20 protein-coding genes and 1 pseudogene are annotated in these 24039 nt (G+C 41.3%); 10 read left to right on the top strand and 11 right to left on the bottom strand.

The window, feature by feature from the left end; translation table 11 throughout:
• The 7 genes and pseudogenes from Aba26S_RS21180 to rpoD form a co-directional block, all read right to left on the bottom strand.
• Positions 1-192, bottom strand: a pseudogene (locus Aba26S_RS21180) (hypothetical protein); the annotation flags it as partial.
• A gap of 332 nt (positions 193-524) precedes the next feature.
• A complete protein-coding gene (locus Aba26S_RS15435) occupies positions 525-1919 on the bottom strand; it encodes an APC family permease (RefSeq protein WP_043973205.1) in 1395 nt (464 codons plus the stop codon).
• A 268-nt stretch (positions 1920-2187) separates the two neighbouring features.
• The gene (locus tag Aba26S_RS15430; protein WP_043973203.1) at positions 2188-3372 is read right to left on the bottom strand and encodes an iron-containing alcohol dehydrogenase; all 1185 of its coding nucleotides are present in this window, start codon (positions 3370-3372) and stop codon (positions 2188-2190) included.
• A gap of 1 nt (position 3373) precedes the next feature.
• The gene (locus tag Aba26S_RS15425) at positions 3374-3907 is read right to left on the bottom strand and encodes a hypothetical protein (protein WP_043973201.1); all 534 of its coding nucleotides are present in this window, start codon (positions 3905-3907) and stop codon (positions 3374-3376) included.
• Between the two features lie 81 nt (positions 3908-3988).
• A complete protein-coding gene (gene lipB / locus Aba26S_RS15420) occupies positions 3989-4642 on the bottom strand; it encodes a lipoyl(octanoyl) transferase LipB (protein ID WP_043973199.1) in 654 nt (217 codons plus the stop codon).
• Positions 4643-4792: 150 nt separating this feature from the next.
• Positions 4793-5080 carry a YbeD family protein gene (locus tag Aba26S_RS15415; RefSeq protein WP_004652212.1) on the bottom strand — a complete coding sequence of 96 codons (288 nt, stop codon included), beginning with the start codon at positions 5078-5080 and terminating at the stop codon, positions 4793-4795.
• Positions 5081-5218: 138 nt separating this feature from the next.
• Positions 5219-7102 carry an RNA polymerase sigma factor RpoD gene (gene rpoD / locus Aba26S_RS15410; protein WP_005243800.1) on the bottom strand — a complete coding sequence of 628 codons (1884 nt, stop codon included), beginning with the start codon at positions 7100-7102 and terminating at the stop codon, positions 5219-5221.
• Positions 7103-7448: 346 nt separating this feature from the next.
• Between rpoD and Aba26S_RS15405 the strand changes: the two genes are divergently transcribed.
• Positions 7449-7655, top strand: a complete 207-nt coding sequence (locus Aba26S_RS15405; protein WP_005243797.1) for a PA3496 family putative envelope integrity protein — start codon at positions 7449-7451, stop codon at positions 7653-7655.
• A 72-nt stretch (positions 7656-7727) separates the two neighbouring features.
• Positions 7728-8252 carry a YecA family protein gene (locus Aba26S_RS15400; RefSeq protein ID WP_005243795.1) on the top strand — a complete coding sequence of 175 codons (525 nt, stop codon included), beginning with the start codon at positions 7728-7730 and terminating at the stop codon, positions 8250-8252.
• Positions 8253-8378: 126 nt separating this feature from the next.
• Here the strand turns inward: Aba26S_RS15400 and Aba26S_RS15395 are convergent, their stop codons facing one another.
• On the bottom strand, positions 8379-8984 hold the full coding sequence (locus Aba26S_RS15395) for a LysE family translocator (protein WP_043973198.1): 606 nt from the start codon (positions 8982-8984) through the stop codon (positions 8379-8381).
• 101 nt (positions 8985-9085) lie between these two features.
• On the opposite strand from Aba26S_RS15395, the gene Aba26S_RS15390 reads away from it, so the two are divergent.
• The gene (locus tag Aba26S_RS15390; protein ID WP_043973196.1) at positions 9086-9979 is read left to right on the top strand and encodes a LysR family transcriptional regulator; all 894 of its coding nucleotides are present in this window, start codon (positions 9086-9088) and stop codon (positions 9977-9979) included.
• Between the two features lie 184 nt (positions 9980-10163).
• Here Aba26S_RS15390 and Aba26S_RS15385 read toward each other — a convergent pair whose 3' ends face one another.
• The gene (locus Aba26S_RS15385) at positions 10164-11096 is read right to left on the bottom strand and encodes a rhodanese-related sulfurtransferase (protein ID WP_005243790.1); all 933 of its coding nucleotides are present in this window, start codon (positions 11094-11096) and stop codon (positions 10164-10166) included.
• Between the two features lie 109 nt (positions 11097-11205).
• Here Aba26S_RS15385 and Aba26S_RS15380 point away from each other — a divergent pair, with 109 nt between their 5' ends.
• Positions 11206-11703, top strand: coding sequence for a DUF1289 domain-containing protein (locus tag Aba26S_RS15380; protein ID WP_043973209.1), 498 nt, complete (start codon positions 11206-11208; stop codon positions 11701-11703).
• Between the two features lie 65 nt (positions 11704-11768).
• Here the strand turns inward: Aba26S_RS15380 and Aba26S_RS15375 are convergent, their stop codons facing one another.
• On the bottom strand, positions 11769-13541 hold the full coding sequence (locus Aba26S_RS15375; RefSeq protein ID WP_043973194.1) for a DKNYY domain-containing protein: 1773 nt from the start codon (positions 13539-13541) through the stop codon (positions 11769-11771).
• 113 nt (positions 13542-13654) lie between these two features.
• Positions 13655-14929: a citrate synthase gene (gene gltA / locus Aba26S_RS15370; RefSeq protein WP_004652200.1), complete on the bottom strand. Its 1275-nt coding sequence runs from the start codon at positions 14927-14929 to the stop codon at positions 13655-13657.
• A gap of 899 nt (positions 14930-15828) precedes the next feature.
• On the opposite strand from gltA, the gene sdhC reads away from it, so the two are divergent.
• The 6 genes from sdhC to odhB all read left to right on the top strand — a co-directional run bounded on the left by sdhC (position 15829) and on the right by odhB (position 23996).
• Entirely contained in the window at positions 15829-16230 is a 402-nt protein-coding gene (gene sdhC, locus Aba26S_RS15365; protein WP_010589984.1) for a succinate dehydrogenase, cytochrome b556 subunit, read from the top strand.
• A complete protein-coding gene (gene sdhD, locus Aba26S_RS15360; protein WP_005243783.1) occupies positions 16230-16595 on the top strand; it encodes a succinate dehydrogenase, hydrophobic membrane anchor protein in 366 nt (121 codons plus the stop codon). The genes sdhC and sdhD overlap by 1 nt, the downstream gene beginning before the upstream one ends.
• A gap of 12 nt (positions 16596-16607) precedes the next feature.
• On the top strand, positions 16608-18503 hold the full coding sequence (gene sdhA, locus Aba26S_RS15355; protein WP_005243781.1) for a succinate dehydrogenase flavoprotein subunit: 1896 nt from the start codon (positions 16608-16610) through the stop codon (positions 18501-18503).
• Positions 18504-18517: 14 nt separating this feature from the next.
• Positions 18518-19228: a succinate dehydrogenase iron-sulfur subunit gene (locus tag Aba26S_RS15350; RefSeq protein ID WP_004664446.1), complete on the top strand. Its 711-nt coding sequence runs from the start codon at positions 18518-18520 to the stop codon at positions 19226-19228.
• 737 nt (positions 19229-19965) lie between these two features.
• Positions 19966-22806, top strand: a complete 2841-nt coding sequence (locus tag Aba26S_RS15340) for a 2-oxoglutarate dehydrogenase E1 component (RefSeq protein WP_043973207.1) — start codon at positions 19966-19968, stop codon at positions 22804-22806.
• Positions 22806-23996 carry a 2-oxoglutarate dehydrogenase complex dihydrolipoyllysine-residue succinyltransferase gene (gene odhB, locus Aba26S_RS15335; RefSeq protein ID WP_005243779.1) on the top strand — a complete coding sequence of 397 codons (1191 nt, stop codon included), beginning with the start codon at positions 22806-22808 and terminating at the stop codon, positions 23994-23996. Before Aba26S_RS15340 ends, odhB begins: the two co-directional genes overlap by 1 nt.
• The last annotated feature ends 43 nt before the right edge of the window (positions 23997-24039 follow it).

Below are 24039 nucleotides of genomic sequence, written 5' to 3'. Positions count from 1 at the left end.
CGTTGGCGTTGGCGTTGGCGTTGGCGTTGGCGTTGGCGTTGGCGTTGGCGTTGGCGTTGGCGTTGGCGTTGGCGTTGGCGTTGATTCTGATTCAGAAGAACTTGAACCTCCGCTACTACCAGAATCAAGCCAACAGGCACTGAGTGCTACCGAAAGCAGCGCAACACTACTTCCTTTCACGATATTTTTCATTATTCTGAATCCCTCTGTTTTTCGGTGTTTAAAAAATCAATTTGATTTTTTGTTTTCGAATTTTGTTAAATTTTTTTAATCATAATGCAGCTTTAAAAGGGAAATAAACAAAAGGCCCCATTAGGTTGTTATATTGGTTTTTAATGTTTTTATTCAGTATTTTTATCTCTGAAATCTTGGATAATTTTAATTTTTTATTATTTTAAATTCAGTCTATGAACAGCTTCTTTATTTTGATCGGGATTCAATCGCAGTCTTTATACAGTGCTTTTTAATCTCTCATTTAAAATAATAAAAAAGGCGCATTTAGCGCCTTTTTATTCCGTTAACAATTAGTGTCTGTCATCAAATTCATTATGCTGTGGTGCATTGTATTTGAAGCCTTTGGTCTTGTAGGCAAGATAACCGACACCAATGACGGCCCAAGCCAAACCAATCTGTAAAGCTAATTTGTCAATTTCCAACCACATCATAAACACGCTGGCGAAACCCAGTGTTGGGATAATGATATAGCTGATAATGTCTTTTGGTGTCTTGTTCTTGCCATCTCTCAACGCATAGCGAGAAATCACCGAGAAGTTAACAAAGCTAAATGCAGTTAATGCACCAAAGCTAATCAAGTTCACGATATGCTCAAGATCAAGGAAGCCTGCAGATAAAGCCACAACACCAACGATCAGGATGTTGTAAGTTGGGGTGTGTAATCGTGGACTAATATGACCGAATAATTTTTTATTGATCACACCATCACGGCCCATCACATACATCAAGCGTGATACACCTGCGTGTGCCGAAATACCTGATGCCATCACTGCTACCACTGCAAAGTAGAGCACCATGGTCTTAAATGCCAGACTACCAATGGCTGCAACCATGACTGGTTGAGACTCATCCAGTGGGTTGAAATAGGTCGTCGGATTACTTGGGAAGTAAAGCTGAATAAAGTAGGTGCTGACAATGAAGATGATACCCGCAAGCAATGCTGTGGTGAAAATTGCACGTGGCAAGGTTTTTTCAGCATCTTTGGTTTCTTCTGCCAGTGAAGAAAGCGCATCAAACCCGGTAAACGAGAAGCAGAGTACGGTCGCACCTGCAATTAACGCCCCGACAGAGGTCACTTCATTCCAGAATGGCGCAAGCGACCATAACTCAGCTTTGTCTGGATTGAGTGTGCCATCGGCATACACACCTTGTGTAAGCAGGATATAGACCTGATACACAAAGTAGAAAATGACACCGAGCTGGATTACGACAATGGTACTGTTAAAACGCGCGACAAAACGTGCACCAAACAGGTTGATCACCGTCATCAGAACGGTTAAACCAATCACCCAAATCCAGTTATTTACTTCTGGGAAGAGTGCTCTCAAATAAATATCGGCAAGAATGATATTCACCAGAGGAGAGAGCAAATAATCTAACCATGAAGACCAACCCACCATAAAACCAACATTAGGGTGAATCGACTTTTGGGCGTAAGTATATGCAGAACCAGAAGACGGATAACGACGAATCATATGACCATAACTGATCGACGTTAAAAGAATTGCAACTAAGGCAAATATGTAGGAAGTCGGTACATGACCACCACTTCGTTCAGATACTAAACCAAATGTATCAAATAAAGTTAATGGTTGAATATAAGCTAAGCCAATAATGATGATGTGCCAAAGCACAAGATTCTTTTGAAGCTTCGCTGTTGGTTGAGTCCCAGATAAATTTGTCAACGGCGTTATCCTCATAATCGTTGATCAAAGATCAGCCATAGTGTTAAGGATCGTTTGAGACAAAAACGATCCCCCGTACAAAAAACGAAAGTGCGCCAATCTATCCTAAAACACTATAAATTGTCAGTACTTTTATGCTTTTTTTAGCAATTTTTTTGCCAATTGGGTAAATAAATAGATGAATAAAGATTCATTTAAAAATACAAAGCCCCGATATTCAATCAATATCGAGGCTTTTAAGTGCTAAATCTTGATTTAACTCAGTGTATTACCATGCTTTTTGTAAGATTGCACGAATGTCCTGCAAGTTTGCTTCTTTCGGATTGTAAATGATGGAACCATCATTCAGCGCCTTGTCAGCCACTTCATCCAGTTGTGCTTCAGTGACTTTACCTGTTTCACGTAAAGTGCGTGGCAATTTGGTCAGGCTGAATAAACGATCACGCATCGCTAAAATTGTGGCAATCGCTTTGTCTGCACGTAAATTGGCTGGCGTTTGAGCATAAATATCAGCACCCGCGAGTGGCAGCAGTAACTCACCAATCTTGTCGCCATTAATTTCTTTGTTGTAATCCAGCACGTAGGGCAGGAATAAGTTCATGCATAAACCGTGGGGTAAATGTGCAACTGCGCCCAATGCATGACCCAATGAATGAACTAAACCGACCATTGAATTCGAGAACGCAATCCCTGCCATGGTAGAAGCTTGAGCCAGTTCTAAACGACCTTGTACATCGCTTGGATTGTCTAGAACTTTGAACAGATTTTCGCTGATCTTTTTAATGCCTGCACTGGCATAGGCATCACTGAGCGGGTTAGCAGCTAAGCAGGTATAGGCTTCGACACAGTGCGTCAGTGCATCCATGCCAGTCATGGCAGTCAGATGTGGCGGTAAAGTTTGGGTCATGCGTGGATCAAGAATCGCGGCATGTGGCATCAAGTAATAAGAGGCAAAAGCCAGTTTGACATTACGTTGTGTATCCGAAACTACGGCAACCATAGTGGCTTCCGAGCCTGTACCAGACGTTGTTGGGATCACAAAGAAAGGTTTTAGTGGTTTTGGTAGGTTATGTGCCCCTGAATATTGCAATAAATCGTCACCACCTTCAGACACCAAGATATTGGTTGCTTTAGAGGTGTCGATGACAGAACCACCACCAATCGCAATGATCGCATCACATTTTTGCTTGCGATACAGTTCTGCGGCTAAGCGAACCACTTCCAAGCTTGAATCGGGTGGAACATCATCAAAGATCGCACCAATCACCGCATCGGTGGTACTGAATGCTGCTTCAATTGGACTGAGTAAACCATTGGCACGCACACCTTTATCAGTAATGACCATGGGGCGTTTTGCACCAAGCGTCGCAAGTTCAAATGGGATATGCTCTAAGGCAGCGTTACCAGCAATGACTTTTACAGGACAGAAAAACTCGTAATAAGGCTTAGCCATGTTATGCGCTCCGTTTCAGATATGATTTTGCGACTTTAAGATAGATATTTTTGGCACCCGTGAATTTTTCTTTTAATGTTAATTCAGCAGGGTAGCGTTTGACTGCAAGTGAAGCGATTAGCTTAGGTAAGATCAGGGCTTCCATTTTATTCAAGCAACGCACTAGACGAATCGCACTTGAAACATCACCATCGGCAATCATACGGTCATTGGCAAAGGCTTGTGCAGTACTTTCCTGAAAAGAAAATACCAAAAAGGCATGAGTTAGATGCTTGAAGGTAATGGTTAAATCAGGCTTGCCTTTGTAATTGGACAATAGTTCTAATTGTTTTTCTTCGGTTACTCGAGCAACAAATGCAGGTCCATTGGGGAAAACATTCATTGAAAGGATAAAACCAATAGGAAACTTGGACACTTCCTGTTGTACTTCATCATCCACTTGGCTTGCCATTACGAGGCCACGACCCACAACATCCATCATGAGTTTGACGTAGGCAAATTGCAAGGTGGGCTTCACGGCTTTGGTTGAAATCACTTGCTTATCCCTTGTTAAAATTATGCTAAAGCTAATTTAGAGTATTTACTCTAATTTATTTTTGTGGAATTGAAAAGTAAATTATTCAGATTTGACTATAGGGTCATTAAAGAGCTGTGTATCTTTTAAATAGCCAATAAAATCCGTACACAGTTGTTCGAAGCTTGGGTAATCTTGCAGCAAGTCTTGTAAACGCACCATTTCCAAGCCTGCGTAACCGCATGGATTGATGGTTTGAAAGCCAGTGAGGTCACAGTCAATATTCAGGGCAAGGCCATGATAACTACGACCACGACGGATTTTAAAACCTAAGGAACCGATTTTGCGTTCATCCACATACACGCCCGGTGCATCAGGTTTGGCATAGGCATCGATATTGTATTGTTTGAGCAGATCAATCATGGCTTGTTCTGCAAAACTAACCAAGGTGCGGACATGCCATTTCAAGCGATTCAGGTCGAACAGGAAATAGGCAACCAATTGACCTTTGCCATGCCATGTGACCTGCCCACCACGATCGGTGTGTACAACCGGTAAATGATTGTGCATCAGAATATGCTCTGCTTTACCTGCTTGTCCTTGGGTCAAGACATCTTGATGTTGTAGCAGCCAAACTTCATCAGGGGTGTTTTCATCACGATAGGTTGTGAAGTCTTTCATGGCTTCAAAACGAGTCGTGTAATCTTGTAGATCTTTAAAACAGCGAATGATTAAAGTCGGTTTTGCAACGCTCATTACAGCAGAATTTCCTTGGCAGCTTTGAATGGATCGGTCGTTGAATTATGGAGTGATTTGAGTCAGATAAATAGGGATGGATTGAAAAGTTGTGCTTTATTTTTTATTGCAAAAAAAATCCAAAACACTTTCGCATTTTGGATTTTTTGATTAAAGCGCTGTCTTAATTAAAGGACAGGCTGCAAGATCAGCATATAAGGCATGAACTTGTTCTAACTCTTCAAAGCGTAATTGCGCAGTTAAAGAGTGATATTTACCTGTACGTGAAGGCTGAACTTTTACAGTGTCGCCATCAAATTCTGGGAAGTGCTTCTGCAAAATATCAACAACAGCCACTCGAAGTTCATCCCCTGCATTACCAATCAATTTGATTGGATAGTCCATTGGGAAAACCCAAAGATGTTCTTGTAATTCACGAGAAGGAGTGCGGTCTAACATGAGCAACCTCTTAATTTGAAACGCCTGCATCAGTGCAGGCGCTTTTGATCTAATACATAAATGGGGATGAAGTGTTGAACTTCAAGTCCTGCGCTAAACCAATACCATGCATTGCTCTAGCACAAGATTTCCCAAATATTAGTCGTTTTCCAGGAATGAACGTAAGTGTTCTGAACGAGAAGGGTGACGAAGCTTACGTAATGCTTTCGCTTCAATCTGACGAATACGTTCACGTGTTACGTCAAACTGTTTACCTACTTCCTCTAAAGTATGGTCGGTTGGCATATCAATACCAAAACGCATTTTCAATACTTTCGCTTCACGTTCAGTTAAGTTTTCAAGTACTTCACGAGTCGCTTCTTTTAAGCCTTCTGAGGTCGCAGCATCCACTGGTGAAGTGATGTTTGAGTCCTCAATAAAGTCACCAAGATGCGAATCTTCATCATCACCGATCGGTGTTTCCATCGAAATCGGTTCTTTTGCGATTTTAAGTACTTTACGAACTTTAACTTCGTCCATTTCCAGACGCTCACCTAATTCTTCAGGAGTCGGTTCACGGCCCATTTCTTGAAGAAGTTGACGAGAGACACGATTGATCTTGTTGATGGTCTCAATCATGTGTACTGGAATACGAATAGTACGTGCCTGATCCGCAATCGAACGTGTGATCGCCTGACGAATCCACCAAGTTGCATAGGTCGAGAATTTATAACCACGACGGTATTCAAACTTGTCTACGGCTTTCATCAAACCGATGTTACCTTCTTGAATCAAGTCAAGGAACTGTAAGCCACGGTTGGTATATTTTTTCGCAATCGAAATTACCAAACGTAAGTTCGCTTCAACCATTTCTTTCTTGGCACGGCGAGCTTTTGCTTCACCAACCGCCATACGTTTAGAGATATCTTTGATATCTTTCACGTTCAAACCAAGGTCTTTTTCGATATCGGCAATCTTTTGCTGGAATGCCAACACGTCTGGACGAACTTTTTCCAAATGTGCTTTGGTTTCAGCAGGTGCTTTCGCGATTTGCTCATCTAACCAAGCTGGATTTGATTCTTGCTCAGGGAAGGTGGTACGGAACTGGTTACGGTCCATACGGCCACGACGCACTGCATAACGCATGATTTCACGTTCATTTGAACGGATTTGCTCATGTGTACCACGAATCATTTCTGAAATGATGTCAAATAAACGTGGCGTGAATTTGAACATCATAAATACGGCAGCAAGTGCTTCAAGGGCAGCTTTTGCTTCTTCGCTATTGCGACCATGTTTTGCTACAACAGATTTGGTTTCATTCCAAGCTGCTTCCAATTCAGAGAAGCGAACTTTGGCAACTTCTGGGTCTGGACCTGAATCACCTTCAGAATCATCATCACCTTCAGACTCTTCTTCTTCATCGTCATCATCAAGCTTGACATCTTTGCCTTTAGAAGAAGAACTATCTTCTTCTTCAATTTCAGCTTCTTCTTCAAGAACTTCAGGAATATCTTCGTCAGTTTCTGGGTCTAAATAACCAGAGAGAATATCGGCAAGACGACGCTCGCCAGTTAAAAAGTCATTATATTCTTGTAAAACAACTTCAACAGCATTTGGCCAGTAAGCAATCGAGTGTAAAACGTCACGAATACCTTCTTCGATACGTTTTGCAATGCTAATCTCGCCTTCACGTGTAAGAAGTTCAACCGTACCCATTTCACGCATATACATACGTACAGGGTCTGTGGTACGACCAGGCTCACTTTCAACCGATGCTAATACGGCAGCAGCTTCTTCTTCGGCAACTTCATCCGCTGCTTCAGTTGATTCACCAAACATGGTGTCGTCAGTTTCAGGCGCACGTTCATGCACTGGAATACCAACGTCTTGAAGCATCTGGATGATGTCTTCAATCTGCTCACTTTCCGTAATTGAGTCTGGTAGATGATCGTTAACCTCAGCGTAAGTTAAATAACCTTGTTCTTTGCCTCGGCTAATCAGAGCCGCTACTTGCGAAGTAGGGGAATTCATATCGCTCATCTTTGCTTACTCTTTTGTTGAATCTGTGGCGTTGAAAAACCGTGCATGATAGCACAATTCACGATGAATGTTTTGGATTTGATCCGTTTGCCTTAAATAAAAAATTGATTTGCTTTCACGCTTGTTACTTGAATATGGGGTTAAGTCATATTTTTTCAAGAGCAATTCCTACTTAAAGATTTTTTTTGATTGTTGCCGTTGTTGGATTATAAATACACAAAAAAACTGATGAAAAAAAGTACAAAACACGATTTTATAGCAAAAAAATCAAATAAAACTTGACAAGGGTGCGGAAGACCGATAAATAGCGGCTAGACCCATTTATATTTTTCATTAGAGGTACTTAGTGTCTTCTACAGATTTTGAATTAGATGATGATAACTACGGTGAAGATGATGTTAGTTTTGATGAGTCATCGGGTAAAATCAGCGCCAAAGAATCATTAGAAAAACGTCGTTTGATTGATGAGTTGTTAGCGCAACGTCGCTTAGAACGAGAATTAAAAGATTTTGATTATGATTTCGACGATGATGATCTTGATGACGAAGACTAAGCAAAATTGCTGAGACTTCATGTCTGAAAATGTTATGCTGTTGCCGATGTATTTTTAAAATTGGATGAAAGAATGAGCACGTTAGATTTAGACTTATTAAGTAATTATCTTGACGGTGATCAAAACGAATACGGTCTAGATTTCGCAGCGACTCATGGCTTTTTGTGTGCAATTGCCGTTGGTCCAAAATTTGATCGTTGGTTAGATGAGCTTTTTGAGAGTAATCAAAACAAGCTTCCTGCCGAAGTGCTTGAACAGGTCAAGCTTTGGCTGGAGTCAATTCGTCAGGATTTAGCCAATGAAAATGGAATCGAGTTTCCATTTGAAATCGAAGAAGCAGATGTTGAATCAAGCTTAGGCGATTGGAGTGTTGGTTTTGTTGATGCCATGTTCCTTAATGAGGAAGCGTGGTTTGCGCCTGAATTTGAAGAGCAACTGATCGATTTAACTTTACCGATCATGGTTTTTAGCGGAATTGATGAAGAAGATCCACAAATGGAATCTTTCCGCCGTAATGGCCAGTTGATGGACGAATTGGCAGAAGAAATTCCTGAAAATTTAAATGAACTCTATCTCATGTACCACACGCCAGCGTGATGTGACATGTTGCACTGCGATGAGCACAGTGCATGTATGACCGAACAAGTTAAAGATGAAAACGCCCGAGCAGGGCGTTTTTTTATGCCAATCGTTTGCTGTGATTGTTGCGCTTGAAAGGGAGATTTAAAAATGAGTGAAAAAAAGACCTATGCCTAAAGCACTGAGGATGCAACCAATGACTCGATTAATACTGACTTGTTGGGCGAGAATTCTGTTGCGAATAAGCGGTGTGGAACAAAACAATGCAACCAAGCAAAACCAAACCAAATGACTGCCAGAGATAAAAACACCATATCCGATTAATGTGTGCAGGTTGTTGCCACTGGTCATCACCTGTGAATAAATGCTCATGACAAACAGTGTGGTTTTGGGGTTGAGACTGTTGGTGAGGAAACCATGTCTGATGGCCTGCCAGCGCGTGATATCACAGTTATTTTCGTCAAACAGAATGGGGGGGAGTGTAAAGGTTTTATAACCAATATAGATCAAATAGCCTGCACCGATATATTGAATCAGTTGAATTAAACTGGGGATGTATTGTTGTAAAAAGCTCAGTCCAATCAAGCTATAACTGATATGTACCCAGACACCCATTGCAATACCGTAGGCGGTACACATGCCTAAATAGCGGCCATAGAGATAACTGTTTCGGGTGACAAGGGCAAAGTCTGCACCTGGACTAATAACTGCAAGCAGGGTAACCAAACCCACAGCAATGATTTCATTCACTCATTTATTCCTAAATTGCTTCATTAAAGATTTTTTATATTTTTCATATTCTTGCTATATTTAAAATTGAAGTTAATTCCTGTTATGTATGAGTTTTTGGAATGATTGAGCGATTGTCTTTGAATTCACTTAAGTTTTTTTATTATGTGGCGCGTTATGAAAGTGTCACCATTGCTGCAGAAAAGCTATTTGTGACTCAAAGTGCAGTGAGCAAACAACTTAAAAGCTTAGAACAAGTTTTGGGTCTGGTGTTATTTGTGCGCGAAGCCCGAAAATTAAGTTTAACATCGGAGGGTGAAGTCCTGTTTGAATGCTGCCAGCAGGTGTTTCAACAGATTGATCAATGCTTATTGCAATTACAGCAGCACAGCAAAGTACAAAACAACCTGATTCTGTCCTGTGAACCTACACTGGCAATGAAATGGTTGATTCCTCGCTTAGCTCAATTTAAGCGGCTTTATCCAGAGTTCGAAGTCAGCCTGTTAACCGCAGGTGGAGCGGTTGATTTTAAACAACAAGGTATTGACTTGGCTTTAAGACGAGATGATTTTGTTTGGGGGGAGGCTGTTTATAGTGAGAAAATTGCAGATGAACATATGCTCTGTGTCAATTTGAAAAAGAATAAAGAGTCACCTGCGAATATCTTTATTTCAGCATCACGTCCCAAATTGTGGCAGCAGTTTAAAACACGTGACCCAGCGCAATGCAGAGGGATTAAACAAACGTCATTGGAGCATTTTTATTTATGTATTGAGGCCTGTTTGGCTGGGTTAGGGGCGACTGTTGTATCTGCATATCATGTTGAAAGGGAAATAGAATATCAAATATTGGATTGCGTGAGTCCGATTTATCGAGATGGATCATCATATTTTTTATTATCAGCTGGGGCATTTGAGGAGGATGTGCGTAAATTATTATTTAGAGATTGGCTGAGAGACGAGATGAATAAGAGTCAACAATGGTTTGATCGTGTGAATGATAATAAAACTGAATAATTAAAATATTGCTGCAAGCGTTTTCCTTCTGTTTTTTCCTCCTCAGGGCAGATTAATGATGCCACAGCGGGTAATGCAGATGGAGAGGCTCTGGTTCATGCAACAACCAATCAAAATAAAGTAATTTAAAATCACACTTATTGGTTGAAATAAAAAAGCCATCTTTCGATGGCTTTTTTATTACTTACAGGCGTTTTCTTTTTGCTGCGGCAATTTGTGACTGACGCATGCGGAAGCCCGCTTTTTGCTTGTCTGAGGTTTTATCAATACAGTAAACACAAGACACGCCATGTTCATAGCTTGGTAATTCTGCTTCAACTTTGGTCAGTGGCCAACCACAAGCATGACACTTGATGTTCTCGCCTTCTTCAACCCCATGGGTCACCGCAGTACGGCCGTCAAACACGAAGCATTCACCTTCCCACATGCTTTCTTCAGCAGGGGTTTCTTCGAGGTATTTTAAAATACCGCCTTTCAGATGATACACCTCGTTAAAACCTTCTTGAAGAAGGAGGGAGGTTGATTTTTCGCAACGGATACCACCCGTACAGAACATCGCAATTTTTTTGTCTTTATGCTGTTCAAGATTCTGTTTTACGTATTCTGGGAATTCACGGAAGCTTTCAGTTTTCGGATCAACGGCACCTTTGAAGGTCCCTGCTTTATATTCATAGTCATTACGTGTGTCGATCAGAATCACGTCATCACGGCTAATCAGTTCATTCCATTCTTTCGGGTCAAGATAGTGGCCAACCAAATCACGTGGCTTCACTTCTACCCCTAACGTTACAATTTCTTTTTTGAGTTTGATTTTCATTTTACGGAATGGTTTTTCAGAACTCTGAGACTCTTTATATTCCATTGCGTTAAAACCTTCGTTCAGAAGGAATTGATGTACAGTATCAATGGCTGCACGGTCGCCTGCAACGGTACCGTTAATGCCTTCAGACGCTACAATCAGAGTTCCACATAAATTGATGTTGTTCACTAAGTCGATAAGACGTTGTTGCAGATCCGCTGCATCTGAAACTTCTTTAAATTGATATAGTGCCGCAACAACCCAATTATTGGTCGCTTGCTGTTCTACAGGTGCAAGCTGTTCTACAGTAGCGTTCATGGATAACTCCAAATGTATTAAGATAGAAAAATAAGGCGCACATTTTAGCGCGAAATCGGAAAATAAGCGAGAAAACCATAAAATAAATATGGTTTTAGAGGAGTTGGTTTTGAGTAATGATCGTCGAATCCCATCATTGACCCCATGTGCTGGGCGTTGTTCAACGGTGTTTGGTGATCTGGTCTGCCGTGGCTGTCGCCGCTTTAATCATGAAGTGATTCAGTGGAATACCTACACCCCAGAGCAGCGCCTAATGGTATGGAAACGCTTAGATGCACAACTGGATCAAATCCTTGTGCCTTTACTGCCATATGCAAATTTACAGCATGTTGAAAGTTTTATTCAAAATAAGCGTATCCGTGTATTAGATAATGCCAGTAATGGACGTAAGCTTTATCATGCCTTAAAAATTTGTGAAAAAAATAAACACTTGGCTCATGATAGTGGTCTGGGGATTGCTGATGCGCAGGTTAAGCCGATTTGGGATGAGTTTGAGCGCCGTGTGCTGGCTTTGGCAAAGGCAAGCTATGAATTGGCTTGGTTACGTGCCGATGGAATTAGTAATACACTACTGCGTGCACTGGAACTGGAAGAAGATGAGATTTAAACAATTTAGTGCTGAAAACAATTCATGGATAATTAAATAGCGAGATTATATCCGTTTGACTATCTTTATTGGGATGCGGCTATTTTAGCCCGATCAAATAGGCTTGAAAGTCGGAAAGCGCTTGGGTTTCTGGCGAAATACTGAGCGATGATCTGTTGGTCTTTTTCACGAATCAGGCTGATTTTAAAACCATGTGTGGTGCTGCCAGAAGAACGTCCTCTGCTGCGATAGAGTTTTTCAGTAATAAGGTAAGTATGTTGCCCATCACTCAAATGTCGATCAGCTAAAACTTTTAATTGTACAGGCTGCTGAAAACGGTACAGCACTTTCAGTTGCTGATAGAACTCGTCATAGACATAAACCTGTTGCTGATCTGCAAAAAGATAGCTGAAATTTCCGGGATAGGGTTCATTGCTTTGACTGCCCAGCAGTTGTAACTGAGCGGCGTCAACAGGTGTTGTTCCCCAGAATTGATGCTCAGCAAAATGGGGCAGTGGCTGTTCATTTAAATAATAAGCGTGGCCATCGGTTGCTAAATTCAGATTTTGACTAAAATGATTGCTGCCACTCATAATTTGAGTCTGTTTAGCATTAAGCCCCTGAAGCTTTTTATCTTGGTAGTATACAACGCTTTGATCATGAATATATTGGCTGCTATTGGAAAATGCTTGGCTCTGTTGTGGGTTTAAACCGCTTAAAGCATGTGTTTTGTAGTAGACCTGTTGATCATCTTTTGCGTAAAAATAGACCAATGCATTGAAAGTAGGATGCAAGACCGCAGTAAAGTTAGCCGCATTCGCGTTGGCTAAGTGTTTATCTCGAAAGTAGACCTGTTGATCGTCTTTGCTGAAATCATTGCCTAAATAGCTTGTTTGGGCAGAATTTAAGCCAGATAAGATGTGGTCTTGCCAGTAAACATACTGTAGTGTTTTACCGACATTGCTATACAGCTCAGGCGCACGATCAGGAATGTTGCTCAAGGCTAAACCAGTAAATTGATCGGCCTTGGCTTGAGGGAGTAAAAATGTCCCTTGACCCTGTTTAAGAATATAAACCCGATTTAGATAGGTTTCAAAATTTGTGCCAGAGATTGCCTGTGTTTGTTGATGGGGGATTTCGACGCTGCCATCGTTAAATTCATGCCAAAGTAGATAGCTCATAAAAAGGCTAAAGCTGACTAAAATACCAAGCGTTAATCCGATTGCAAACCGTCTCTGTTTTCGTTGAAAAGTGTCTAGCGCTTGCTGATCTGCAATGAGGCGAATGATGTCAATATGGGTTTTCTTGTGCAGGCTTGCGCTGCTGATCCGTTGCAACTGGTTTTGTTTCGCTAGAGATTCCAGCTTTTTCCAAAACTTGAAAAAATCACTGTGCTGTTGAGTTAAAGTAGCTGGCCACATCCATGAATTAAAATAAAAATACTGTCGATAGGGTGCGGTTTTGCTCAGAAGACTAAAGCTGTGAATTTGAGCTTGCTGCTGCCGAAGCTGTATTTGAATCAGATCCTGCCAATTGAAAAAAACAGATTGCTTTGCATCATCCAGCGCAATGCCTTGCTGGTATAACTTAAAGGTGATGGAGCGTCTAAAGTACTTCTGATAAAGCTGGTTATACAGGTAAACAATGGCAAGCAATAAGCCGAACATTAAGGCGATATTGAAAAGCTGGGCGAAAAAAGGAATAAACTGATAAAAGTAATACAGGCTTGAATCATAAATAAAGTAAATGAAAACCGCCCAAGTCAGTATGATCATCAATAAAAACAGCGTAAAGAACGCAATTTTCATTTCAAATATGAGTAGGGTGACCTGTATTAAAACAGAGGATTTTTTTATCATCAGCTCAGTGATTGGTTATGCCAAAAATGTTGTTTAAGTTTTATTTGAAGAGCATAACCGATAAAAAGAAAAAAGGATGCATCTGCATCCTTTTTTATCAACGCTAATCGAAATTAACGTTTGATGTCGCGCTGGGTCGAGCCTGTGTAAAGCTGACGTGGGCGACCGATCTTGTAAGGACCACTGTGCATTTCTAACCAGTGGCTGATCCAGCCAACGGTACGTGCAAGTGCGAAGATCACGGTAAACATACCCGTTGGGATACCAATCGCTTTTAAGATGATACCTGAGTAGAAGTCTACGTTCGGGTAAAGCTTACGTTCAACGAAGTACGGGTCGTTCAGTGCAATACGCTCAAGTTCCATTGCAAGTTGCAATTGCGGATCGTTGATGCCTAATGCAGCAAGAACTTCGTCACATGTTTCTTTCATGACTTTTGCACGTGGGTCGAAGTTTTTGTAAACACGGTGACCGAAGCCCATCAGTTTAACTTCTTTACGTTTTACTTTTTCCATGAATTCAGCAACGTTTTCTACGCTACCAATTTCATCTAACATTTTAAGTACGGCTTCGTTTGCACCGCCGTGAGCAGGTCCCCAAAGTGCAGAGATACCAGCAGAGATACATGCATACGGGTTCGCACCAGTAGAACCGGCAAGACGAACTGTAGACGTAGACGCATTTTGTTCGTGGTCAGCATGTAGCGTGAAGATACGATCCATTGCACGAGCAAGAACTGGATTTACTTTGTAATCACGGTCAGCAGGCGTAGCAAACATCATGTGTAAGAAGTTTTCTGCATAACCAAGGTCATTACGTGGGTAAATGAATGGTTGACCTACCGTGTACTTGTAGCTCCATGCTGCAAGTGTCGGGATTTTCGCGATTAAACGAATTGCAGTAATTTCGCGGTGATTAACATCTTCGATGTCTAAGCCGTTGTGATAGAACGCAGATAACGCACCAACAACACCAACCATTATAGCCATCGGGTGAGCATCACGACGGAAACCATTGAAGAAACGGCTAACTTGATCGTGAACCATGGTGTGGTTGCGTACTTTCGCATCAAATTCTGCTTTTTGTTCAGCATTTGGAAGCTCGCCATTTAAAAGTAAATAGCAAGTTTCTAAGTAGTCTGCTTGAGTCGCTAATTGATCAATTGGATAACCGCGGTGTAATAACACACCTTTGTCACCATCAATGAATGTGATCTTAGATTCGCAAGCCGCTGTCGCCATAAAACCAGGATCGAAAGTAAAGTGACCAGATGCCAATACATCTTTAACGTCAATTACATCTGGGCCCAATGTGCCGCTGTAAATTGGTAATTCAATTTCTTTGCCATCAAGCTGTAATACGGCTTTTTTGCCAGTTGCTGCAGACATTCAATAGATCTCCTGTCCTGGTGAATGATTATCTGACTCGAAATACTAATCTTGTCATGTGCGAATCAGACGGTGTCAAAATTTGCTATAAGATTAGTGGCTACTAAAATTTTGTCAATTATACTTAGGGATAAAAAATGACGTTGCTACAGTCAATTAGTCATTCAGTATCGAAGAAAAAACTGAGTAAAATCACAGCACCGGTCGAGTATAATATGTCAAATCAAGTTTTAGGTGCATAAAAAAAATGAAGCACCAGTCCAATTGTAAGTAAATTTTTATTTGGCTGGGATGTTGCTGCTTATAAAATAAATACTTATCACGCTTCGCAGCCCTATATGGCTTGTGTTTTGGAGTGAACTGTTCATTCAGAAAGCGATTAAAAACTTTACATTTAGCCTAATAATTGAGGGCTTATAGAGTAATTGGTTGTCTAAAAAATGACTGATTGATTTTGAACAATTGAATCATAAAAATAGATTATTAATTAATTATATTTACTATATAAATGAGCAGTATTATTTTTGACTATATATAAAGGTCGAAAAATTATGCTGCTAGAATGCGAAAAATGAACTTTTTTGTGAAATAACAAGAAAAGAATTTATAAAATAAAAAAGTATCTATAAAAAATAGTATTTTATTTTTATCATTACAAAACAATTAGATAGTTATTTTTGATTGGACTTGATGGATTTATCGCTGCTATTATGTGTGTGAATGATTCTTATTTAAAGTTTTTTTCGACTAAAGCGAAAGTTGATTGTTTGTATTTTGATATTTCACGTTTTATAATTCGATGTCGTTTATAGGTTAGGCATGTGCTGTGCTTGCCTAACAATGCCAGCTTTCCTTTGAATTAATTCAAACAAACTCCGGATGGAGTTTCTACCTACAGGATGCCCGCTGTGAAAAGCAACAGACCTGTCAATTTGTCCATGGGTCAGGTGTTAGCGGTAAATTTACGCTCACCCGTGGCTATTGCATCAATTCTACACCGTCTATCAGGTGTAATCGTATTCTTATTAGTCGCAGTTCTTTTATGGATTTTGGATAAATCTTTATCTTCACCAGAAGGATTTGACTACGTTAAAAATGTCGTTTTCGGAAATATCATTGTACGTTTCATCGTATGGGTATTTGTAGCTGGCTTGATTTTCCACTTTATCGCAGGTGTGAAGCATTTACTTGCTGACCTCGGTTTTGCTGAAGAACTTCAAAGCGGTCGTATCGCTGCTACAGTGTCATTGATCTTGTCTGCGATTGGTATCGTCGCAGCATTCGTATGGATTATGTTCTGATGAAAAGTGCTACAGGTTTAACAGGTTCAGGTTCTCGCGATTGGTATATCCAACGTGTCAGTGCTGTAGTGTTAGCTGCATACACTGTGGTTTTGTTTGGCTGGATCCTTTGCAATAGCGGATTTGGTTATGAACAATGGGCGGGCTTTATGCTGACTTTGCCAATGAAGATTTTCTCTTTGTTGGCAGTATTGGCGCTCGTTGCACACGCTTGGATTGGTATGTGGCAAGTCTTTACTGATTATGTAACGACTCGTCAAATGGGTCCTTCAGCTTCAGGTTTACGCCTTGTACTGACTTCTGCTGTCATTATTTCAGTGTTCGTGTACGCAATCTGGGGTATCCAGATTTTCTGGGCAAATTGATAGGAAGAGATCATGGGCGCAATTAACCCTAAAGAAGATTATTCAAATATTCAAAACCTCACTTTTGATGCAGTCATCGTTGGTGGTGGTGGTTCAGGTATGCGTGCTGCTTACCAACTTGCTCAAGCGGGTTTAAAAGTTGCAGTATTGACCAAAGTATTCCCAACACGTTCGCACACGGTTGCTGCTCAAGGCGGTATTGGCGCATCGTTAGGTAATATGCAGGAAGATAATTGGCATTACCACTTCTATGACACGGTGAAAGGTTCTGACTGGTTAGGCGATCAGGACGCAATCGAGTTCATGACGCGTGAAGCACCAAAAGTTGTTTACGAGCTTGAACACTTAGGTATGCCGTTTGACCGTAACCAAGATGGTACGATCTATCAGCGTCCATTCGGTGGTCACTCTGCAAACTACGGTGAAAAAGCAGTTCCACGTGCGTGTGCTGCTGCTGACCGTACAGGCCATGCCTTATTGCATACCTTGTATCAAAGCAACGTTAAAATGGGCACCCAGTTCTACGTTGAATGGATTGCATTAGATTTAATCCGTAACGAAGAGGGTGATGTTCTTGGTGTAACCGCAATTGACCAAGAAACAGGTAACATCGCAGTATTCCAAGCGAAAGCAACCTTGTTCGCTACAGGTGGTGCGGGTCGTGTTTACCGTGCATCAACCAATGCTTATATCAATACTGGTGACGGTCTTGGTATGGCTGCTCGTGCGGGTATTCCATTACAGGATATGGAATTCTGGCAATTCCACCCAACGGGTGTTGCTGGCGCAGGCGTATTGTTAACGGAAGGTTGTCGTGGCGAAGGTGCGATTCTTCGTAACAAAGATGGCGAACCATTCATGGAACGTTATGCGCCGACTTTAAAAGACTTGGCACCGCGTGATTTCGTATCACGTTCAATGGACCAGGAAATTAAAGAAGGTCGTGGTTGTGGTCCTAAAGCCGATTATATCTTGTTGGATATGACGCATTTAGGTGCTGAAACCATTATGAAACGTCTGCCATCTGTATTCGAGATTGGTAAGAAGTTTGCAAACGTTGACTGTACCAAAGAGCCAATTCCAGTTGTACCAACAATCCATTATCAAATGGGTGGTATTCCAACCAATATTCATGGTCAAGTGGTTGTTCCGCATGGTGTGGAAGAGGGTGAATTCTCTGCACACTATGATAAAGATACTAAAGAGTATTCTTATAAAGGTACGCGTGATTATGTGAAACCTGTAAAAGGTTTCTATGCAATTGGTGAATGTTCTTGCGTATCAGTACATGGTGCAAACCGTTTGGGTACCAACTCATTGCTTGACCTTGTGGTATTTGGTAAGGCAGCAGGTGAACACATCATTGATTATGTGACTAAGCATCATGGCGATGACTATGCACCGCTTCCAACTGATGTATTGGTTAACACCCTGGAGCGTATTCGTAAGTTGGATGATTCAACCACGGGTGAAAATGCACAAGAAGTTGCTGATGCAATCCGTGACATCGTACAAGATCACGCGGGTGTATTCCGTACTCAAGCATTGCTTGATAAGGGTGTAAAAGAAATTCTTGCGATTGAGCCACGTGTTCGTAACATTCATTTGAAAGACAAATCTAAAGTATTTAACACAGCACGTGTTGAAGCATTAGAAGTTGAAAACTTGTATGAAGTGGCGAAAGCGACTCTAATTTCGGCTGCTGCGCGTAAAGAATGTCGTGGTGCGCATACGGTTGTTGACTATGAGTTAGCACCTGACCACCCAACCTATTCATATGGTCGCCGTGATGATGAGTGGATGAAACATACATTATGGTATTCATCAGACAATCGTCTTGAATATAAGCCAGTACGTTTCAGCCCATTAACGGTTGAAGCAATTGAACCTAAACCACGTACATTCTAATCGGGAGAACAAAGATGAGTAGAGGCACTCGTACATTCGAAATCTACCGCTATGATCCTGATAAGGATAAAGCGCCGTACATGCAAACGTTCAAACTTGAGTTAACCGACAAGCACCGTATGTTGCTTGATGCGTTACTTGCGTTGAAAGTGCAAGATGAATCATTAACATTCCGTCGCTCTTGCCGTGAAGGTATTTGTGGTTCGGATGGTGTGAACATCAATGGTAAAAATGGTTTGGCGTGCTTGTGGAACTTGAACGACTTACCAGAGAAGATTGTGATCCGTCCTTTACCTGGTTTACCAGTAGTAAAAGACTTGGTTGTAGACATGAACCAGTTCTATGATCAATATGACAAGATTCAACCGTTCTTGATTAACAATCAGCCAGCACCAGCGAAAGAGCGTTTACAGTCTCAAGCAGAGCGTGAGCACTTAGATGGTCTGTATGAATGTATTCTTTGTGCATGTTGTTCAACATCATGCCCATCATTCTGGTGGAACCCTGATAAGTTCCTTGGACCATCTGCATTGTTAAATGCATACCGCTTTATCATCGATTCTCGTGATACGGCAACACAAGAACGTTTGGCTCGTTTAGATGATCCGTTCTCTTTGTTCCGTTGTAAAGGGATCATGAACTGTGTATCTGTATGTCCTAAAGGTTTAAACCCGACAAAGGCAATTGGTCACATTCGTAATATGTTGTTAGATCAAGCAGGTTAATCTGTTTTTCTAATGTGAAAAAGGAGCTCCGAAAGGGGCTTCTTTTTTTATTTGAATTTGATTGAGAAATGAAAATGCTTGTTTGTTAATTTGGGACTTGAATTTTGGCAATTTGGCCTAAAATATTTATAGATTTTGCTGTTAAATAAAATCAAAACAATCAATATATTTAAAATATTGGTTTATTTTTCATCAAATTGAATAGCATTTGTGCAAGATTTGTAGAGAATGTTTATTTTTGATCGATTGGAGTGCAACTTTTATCAAAAGGGCGGTATATTAGAATATAATTTGATATGTGTATTTCGCTGCTTTATGGATGGTATGTGTCAAAAAAATCAATCCAAGCATGAGAACATGTTAGGATTTCTGCCACACATGAAATCAAAAAATAAACAGATTCTGGATGTTATCATTGGATAGGGTCTTGTAGATTTGTACAGGTTTCATCAAAAAAGTCAATTTAGAAAAGTTAAAAATTTAGTTAATTTTTCTAAAATGATTTGCAAAAAATTGCTCGATTTCATCGAGTATGAAAAATGAGTTATGGATCTTGAATTGAAGGTGCATAGCTCATTTGTTACATCAAAGGGAATACTCCTGATGTGTAGTAATAATGTCTCAAGGTTGGATGATCTTGAGTAGTAGTGTCGTGTTTACCAATTTGACACTATGAATCATGGGTGTGCTTAAAAGGCAGCCTGTATTATTTTTTGCAATAGGAAATGGGTCCAAAAATGCAAGAAGTTGCTGACGCATTGCGTCTTGACACTGAACTTTCCGCTGATAGTGCAGCGTATATTGAAGAGCTATACGAACAGTACCTAACTTCTCCAACCTCAGTGTCAGAGGATTGGCGTGAATATTTCGATAAATACCCTAAAGGTGATCAACCACACGGCAGTGTGCGCGAGCAATTCCTCCTTTTGGGGCGTAATGCAAGCCGAGTTCAGCCTGTTGTACAAAGCACTGTAAGTACAGAACATGAGCGTCGTCAAATTGGTGTTTTACAACTTATCGCTGCTTACCGTAACCGTGGTCATCAAAAAGCTAAACTCGATCCATTAGGTCTGGCGAAACGTGAAGACGTTCCTGACCTCGATTTATCTGCTCACGGTTTAACGAAATCTGATCTTGATACTGTATTCAATACAGGCAATCTCGCAATTGGCAAAGCAGAAGCAACATTGTCTGAAATGGTTGATGCCATGGAAGCAACTTACTGTGGTTCAATTGGTGCAGAATACATGCACATCGTTGACACTAAAGAAAAGCGTTGGATTCAACAGCGTTTGGAAAGTGTTCGCGGTAAATTCAATTTTACTAATGATCAGAAAAAAGGTTTCTTGGAGCGTTTAACTGCTGCAGAAGGCTTAGAGAAATATCTTGGTAACAAATTCGTTGGTGCGAAACGTTTCGGTGTAGAAGGCGGTGAGTCTTTTATTCCAATGATGAACGAAATCATTCAACGTGCAGGTAGTGTCGGTTGTAAAGAAGTTGTGATTGGTATGCCACACCGTGGTCGTCTCAACCTTCTTGTTAACATTATGGGTAAAAACCCTGCGGATCTTTTTGGTGAGTTCGAAGGTAAGAGCCTGCATAAAAAAGGTTCTGGTGACGTAAAGTATCACCAAGGTTTCTCTTCAAACGTCATGACTCCAGGTGGCGAAGTTCACTTAGCATTGGCGTTTAACCCATCCCATCTTGAAATCGTTGGCCCTGTGGTCGAAGGTTCAGTACGTGCACGTCAAGTTCGTCGTCGTGACATTGGTGGTGATGATGTACTGCCTGTTATCGTGCATGGTGATGCTGCATTTGCAGGTCAAGGTGTAAACCAAGAAACCTTCCAGATGTCACAAACACGTGGTTACACAGTGGGCGGTACCGTTCATATCGTGATCAACAACCAAGTGGGCTTCACGACGTCTGATCCACGCGATACACGTTCTACAGAATACTGTACTGACGTTGCAAAAATGATTCAGTCGCCGATTTTCCATGTCAATGGCGATGATCCTGAAGCTGTTATTTTCGCGACTCAAATTGCACATGACTTCCGTCATGAATTCCGTAAAGATGTTATTCTAGACTTGTTCTGCTACCGTCGTCGCGGTCATAACGAGGCAGACGAACCATCTGCAACTCAACCATTGATGTATCAAGTGATCAACAAGAAAGCGACGACACGTACCTTGTATGCGGATCAACTGGTGCAAGAGAAAGTACTTGATCGCTCAAGCGCAGATGCGATGGTTGAAGGCTACCGTTCTGATCTAGAAGCAGGTAACCACGTTGCCAATGCCTTGGTACGTGAACCAAATAAAAAGATGTTCGTCGATTGGACACCTTATTTGGGCCATGAATACACCGATATTTGGGATACAACGTTCAGCATTGATCGTTTGAAAGAGCTTGGTTTGAAAATGAATACATTACCAGAAGGTTTTGTATTGCAACGCCAAGTTCAAAAAGTGATTGATGACCGTGTGAAAATGCAAACAGGTGAAATGCCACTCAACTGGGGTGCTGCTGAAACTTTAGCTTATGCATCTTTGCTTGATGATGGCTTCCTTGTGCGTATCACGGGTGAAGACGTGGGTCGTGGTACATTCTCACACCGTCATGCCAAATTACATAACCAGGTTGATGGTTCTGTTTACATTCCGCTTTGCCATATTAAAGAGAATCAACCGCGTACTGCGATTTACGATTCTTTATTGTCTGAAGAAGCTGTGCTTGCATTTGAATATGGTTATTCAACTACATTACCGAAAAGCTTGATCGTTTGGGAAGCACAATTCGGTGACTTCGCAAACTGTGCGCAAGTGGTGATTGACCAGTTTATCGCTTCGGGTGAAACCAAGTGGGAGCGTGTATGTGGTCTAACCATGTTGTTGCCACACGGTTATGAAGGTCAAGGTCCAGAGCATTCATCTGCACGTTTAGAGCGTTTCTTGCAGCTCTGTGCTGAAGACAATATGCAAGTGATGACACCAACGACGCCTGCACAGATTTTCCATGCATTACGTCGTCAGGCAGTTCGTCCGATCCGTAAACCGATGATCGTAATGTCACCTAAATCATTACTCCGTCATAAACTTGCGACTTCAACTTTAGATGAATTAGCAAACGGTTCATTCCAAACAGTGATCGATGAAATTGATCAAATCAACAAAGCTGACGTAACTCGCTTAGTGCTTTGCGGTGGTAAGGTTTATTACGATTTACTCGAAAAACGTCGTGAACTTGGTTTAAACCATGTAGCCATCGTGCGTATCGAACAATTGTATCCATACCCAGAGCAACGCTTGGCTGAAGTTATGGCTGAGTATCCAAACATTCAAGAACTTGTTTGGGCACAAGAAGAGCCGAAGAACCAAGGCGCTTGGTTATTCATCGTTCCTCGTTTGTATGAAGACGTTCTTAAATCTGGTAAACAAATCCGTATTAGCTATGCTGGTCGTGACGCTTCTGCCGCACCTGCTTGTGGCTCGCCATACTTGCATGCAAAACAACAAGCTCAGCTTATCAATGACGCACTTGCGATTGAAGTTGATCAATCAGGAGATTCTAAATAATGGCAACCGAAATTAAAGCACCGGTATTTCCAGAGTCAGTTGCTGACGGTACGATCGCAACTTGGCACAAGAAAGTAGGTGAACCTGTATCACGTGATGAAGTGATCTGTGACATTGAAACCGATAAAGTTGTTTTAGAAGTGGTTGCTCCAGCTGATGGTAGCTTAGTTGCAATCATCAAAGATGAAGGCGATACCGTTCTTTCTGACGAAGTGATTGCTCAATTCGAAGCTGGTGCTGTTTCTGCAGCTGCTCCTGAAGCTGCTGCCCCAGCAGAAGCTGCACCTGCTGCGTCTGCACCTGCGGCTGCTGCGTCAACTCAAGCAGTTGATCAAAACCAAGCACCTGCAGTACGTAAAGCATTATCTGAAACAGGTATCAATGCTGCTGATGTTCAAGGTACAGGCCGTGGTGGTCGCATCACCAAAGAAGATGTTGCGAACCATAAGCCAGCTGCATCAGTTCAACCATTAAGCGTTGCTGTAGGCGAGCGTATCGAGAAACGTGTTCCAATGACACGTTTACGTAAGCGTGTTGCTGAGCGTTTATTGGCAGCTACACAGCAAACTGCAATGTTAACTACGTTCAACGAAGTTAACATGAAGCCAATCATGGAAATGCGTAAGCAATATAAAGATGCTTTCGAAAAACGTCATGGTGCGCGTTTAGGCTTTATGTCTTTCTTCGTTAAAGCTGCAACTGAAGCGTTAAAACGCTACCCAGCTGTAAACGCATCTATTGATGGCGACGATATCGTTTATCACGGTTTCTATGACATCGGTGTAGCAGTTTCTTCTGACCGTGGTTTAGTTGTTCCAGTACTTCGTGATACTGACCGTATGAACTATGCAGAAGTTGAAAACGGTATCCGTGACTATGCTTTCAAAGCACGTGACGGTAAATTAGGCATCGAAGATATGACTGGCGGTACGTTCACAATTACGAACGGCGGTACTTTCGGTTCATTGCTTTCAACTCCTATCTTAAACCAGCCACAAACTGCAATTTTGGGTATGCATAAAATCCAAGAGCGTCCTATGGCGGTCAATGGTCAAGTTGAAATCTTGCCAATGATGTACTTAGCGCTTTCTTATGACCACCGTTTAATTGATGGTAAAGAAGCGGTAGGTTTCTTGGTAACAATCAAAGAATTGTTAGAAGAGCCAGCTAAACTCATTCTTGACCTATAATTTTTTATTTAAAAATCCCCCTAAGTCCTTCTTGAATTACAAG

The sequence above is a fragment of the Acinetobacter sp. NBRC 110496 genome, from assembly GCF_000876115.1.
Taxonomy (GTDB): Bacteria; Pseudomonadota; Gammaproteobacteria; order Pseudomonadales; family Moraxellaceae; genus Acinetobacter.
This window is presented reverse-complemented; position numbering and strand designations above follow the sequence as displayed.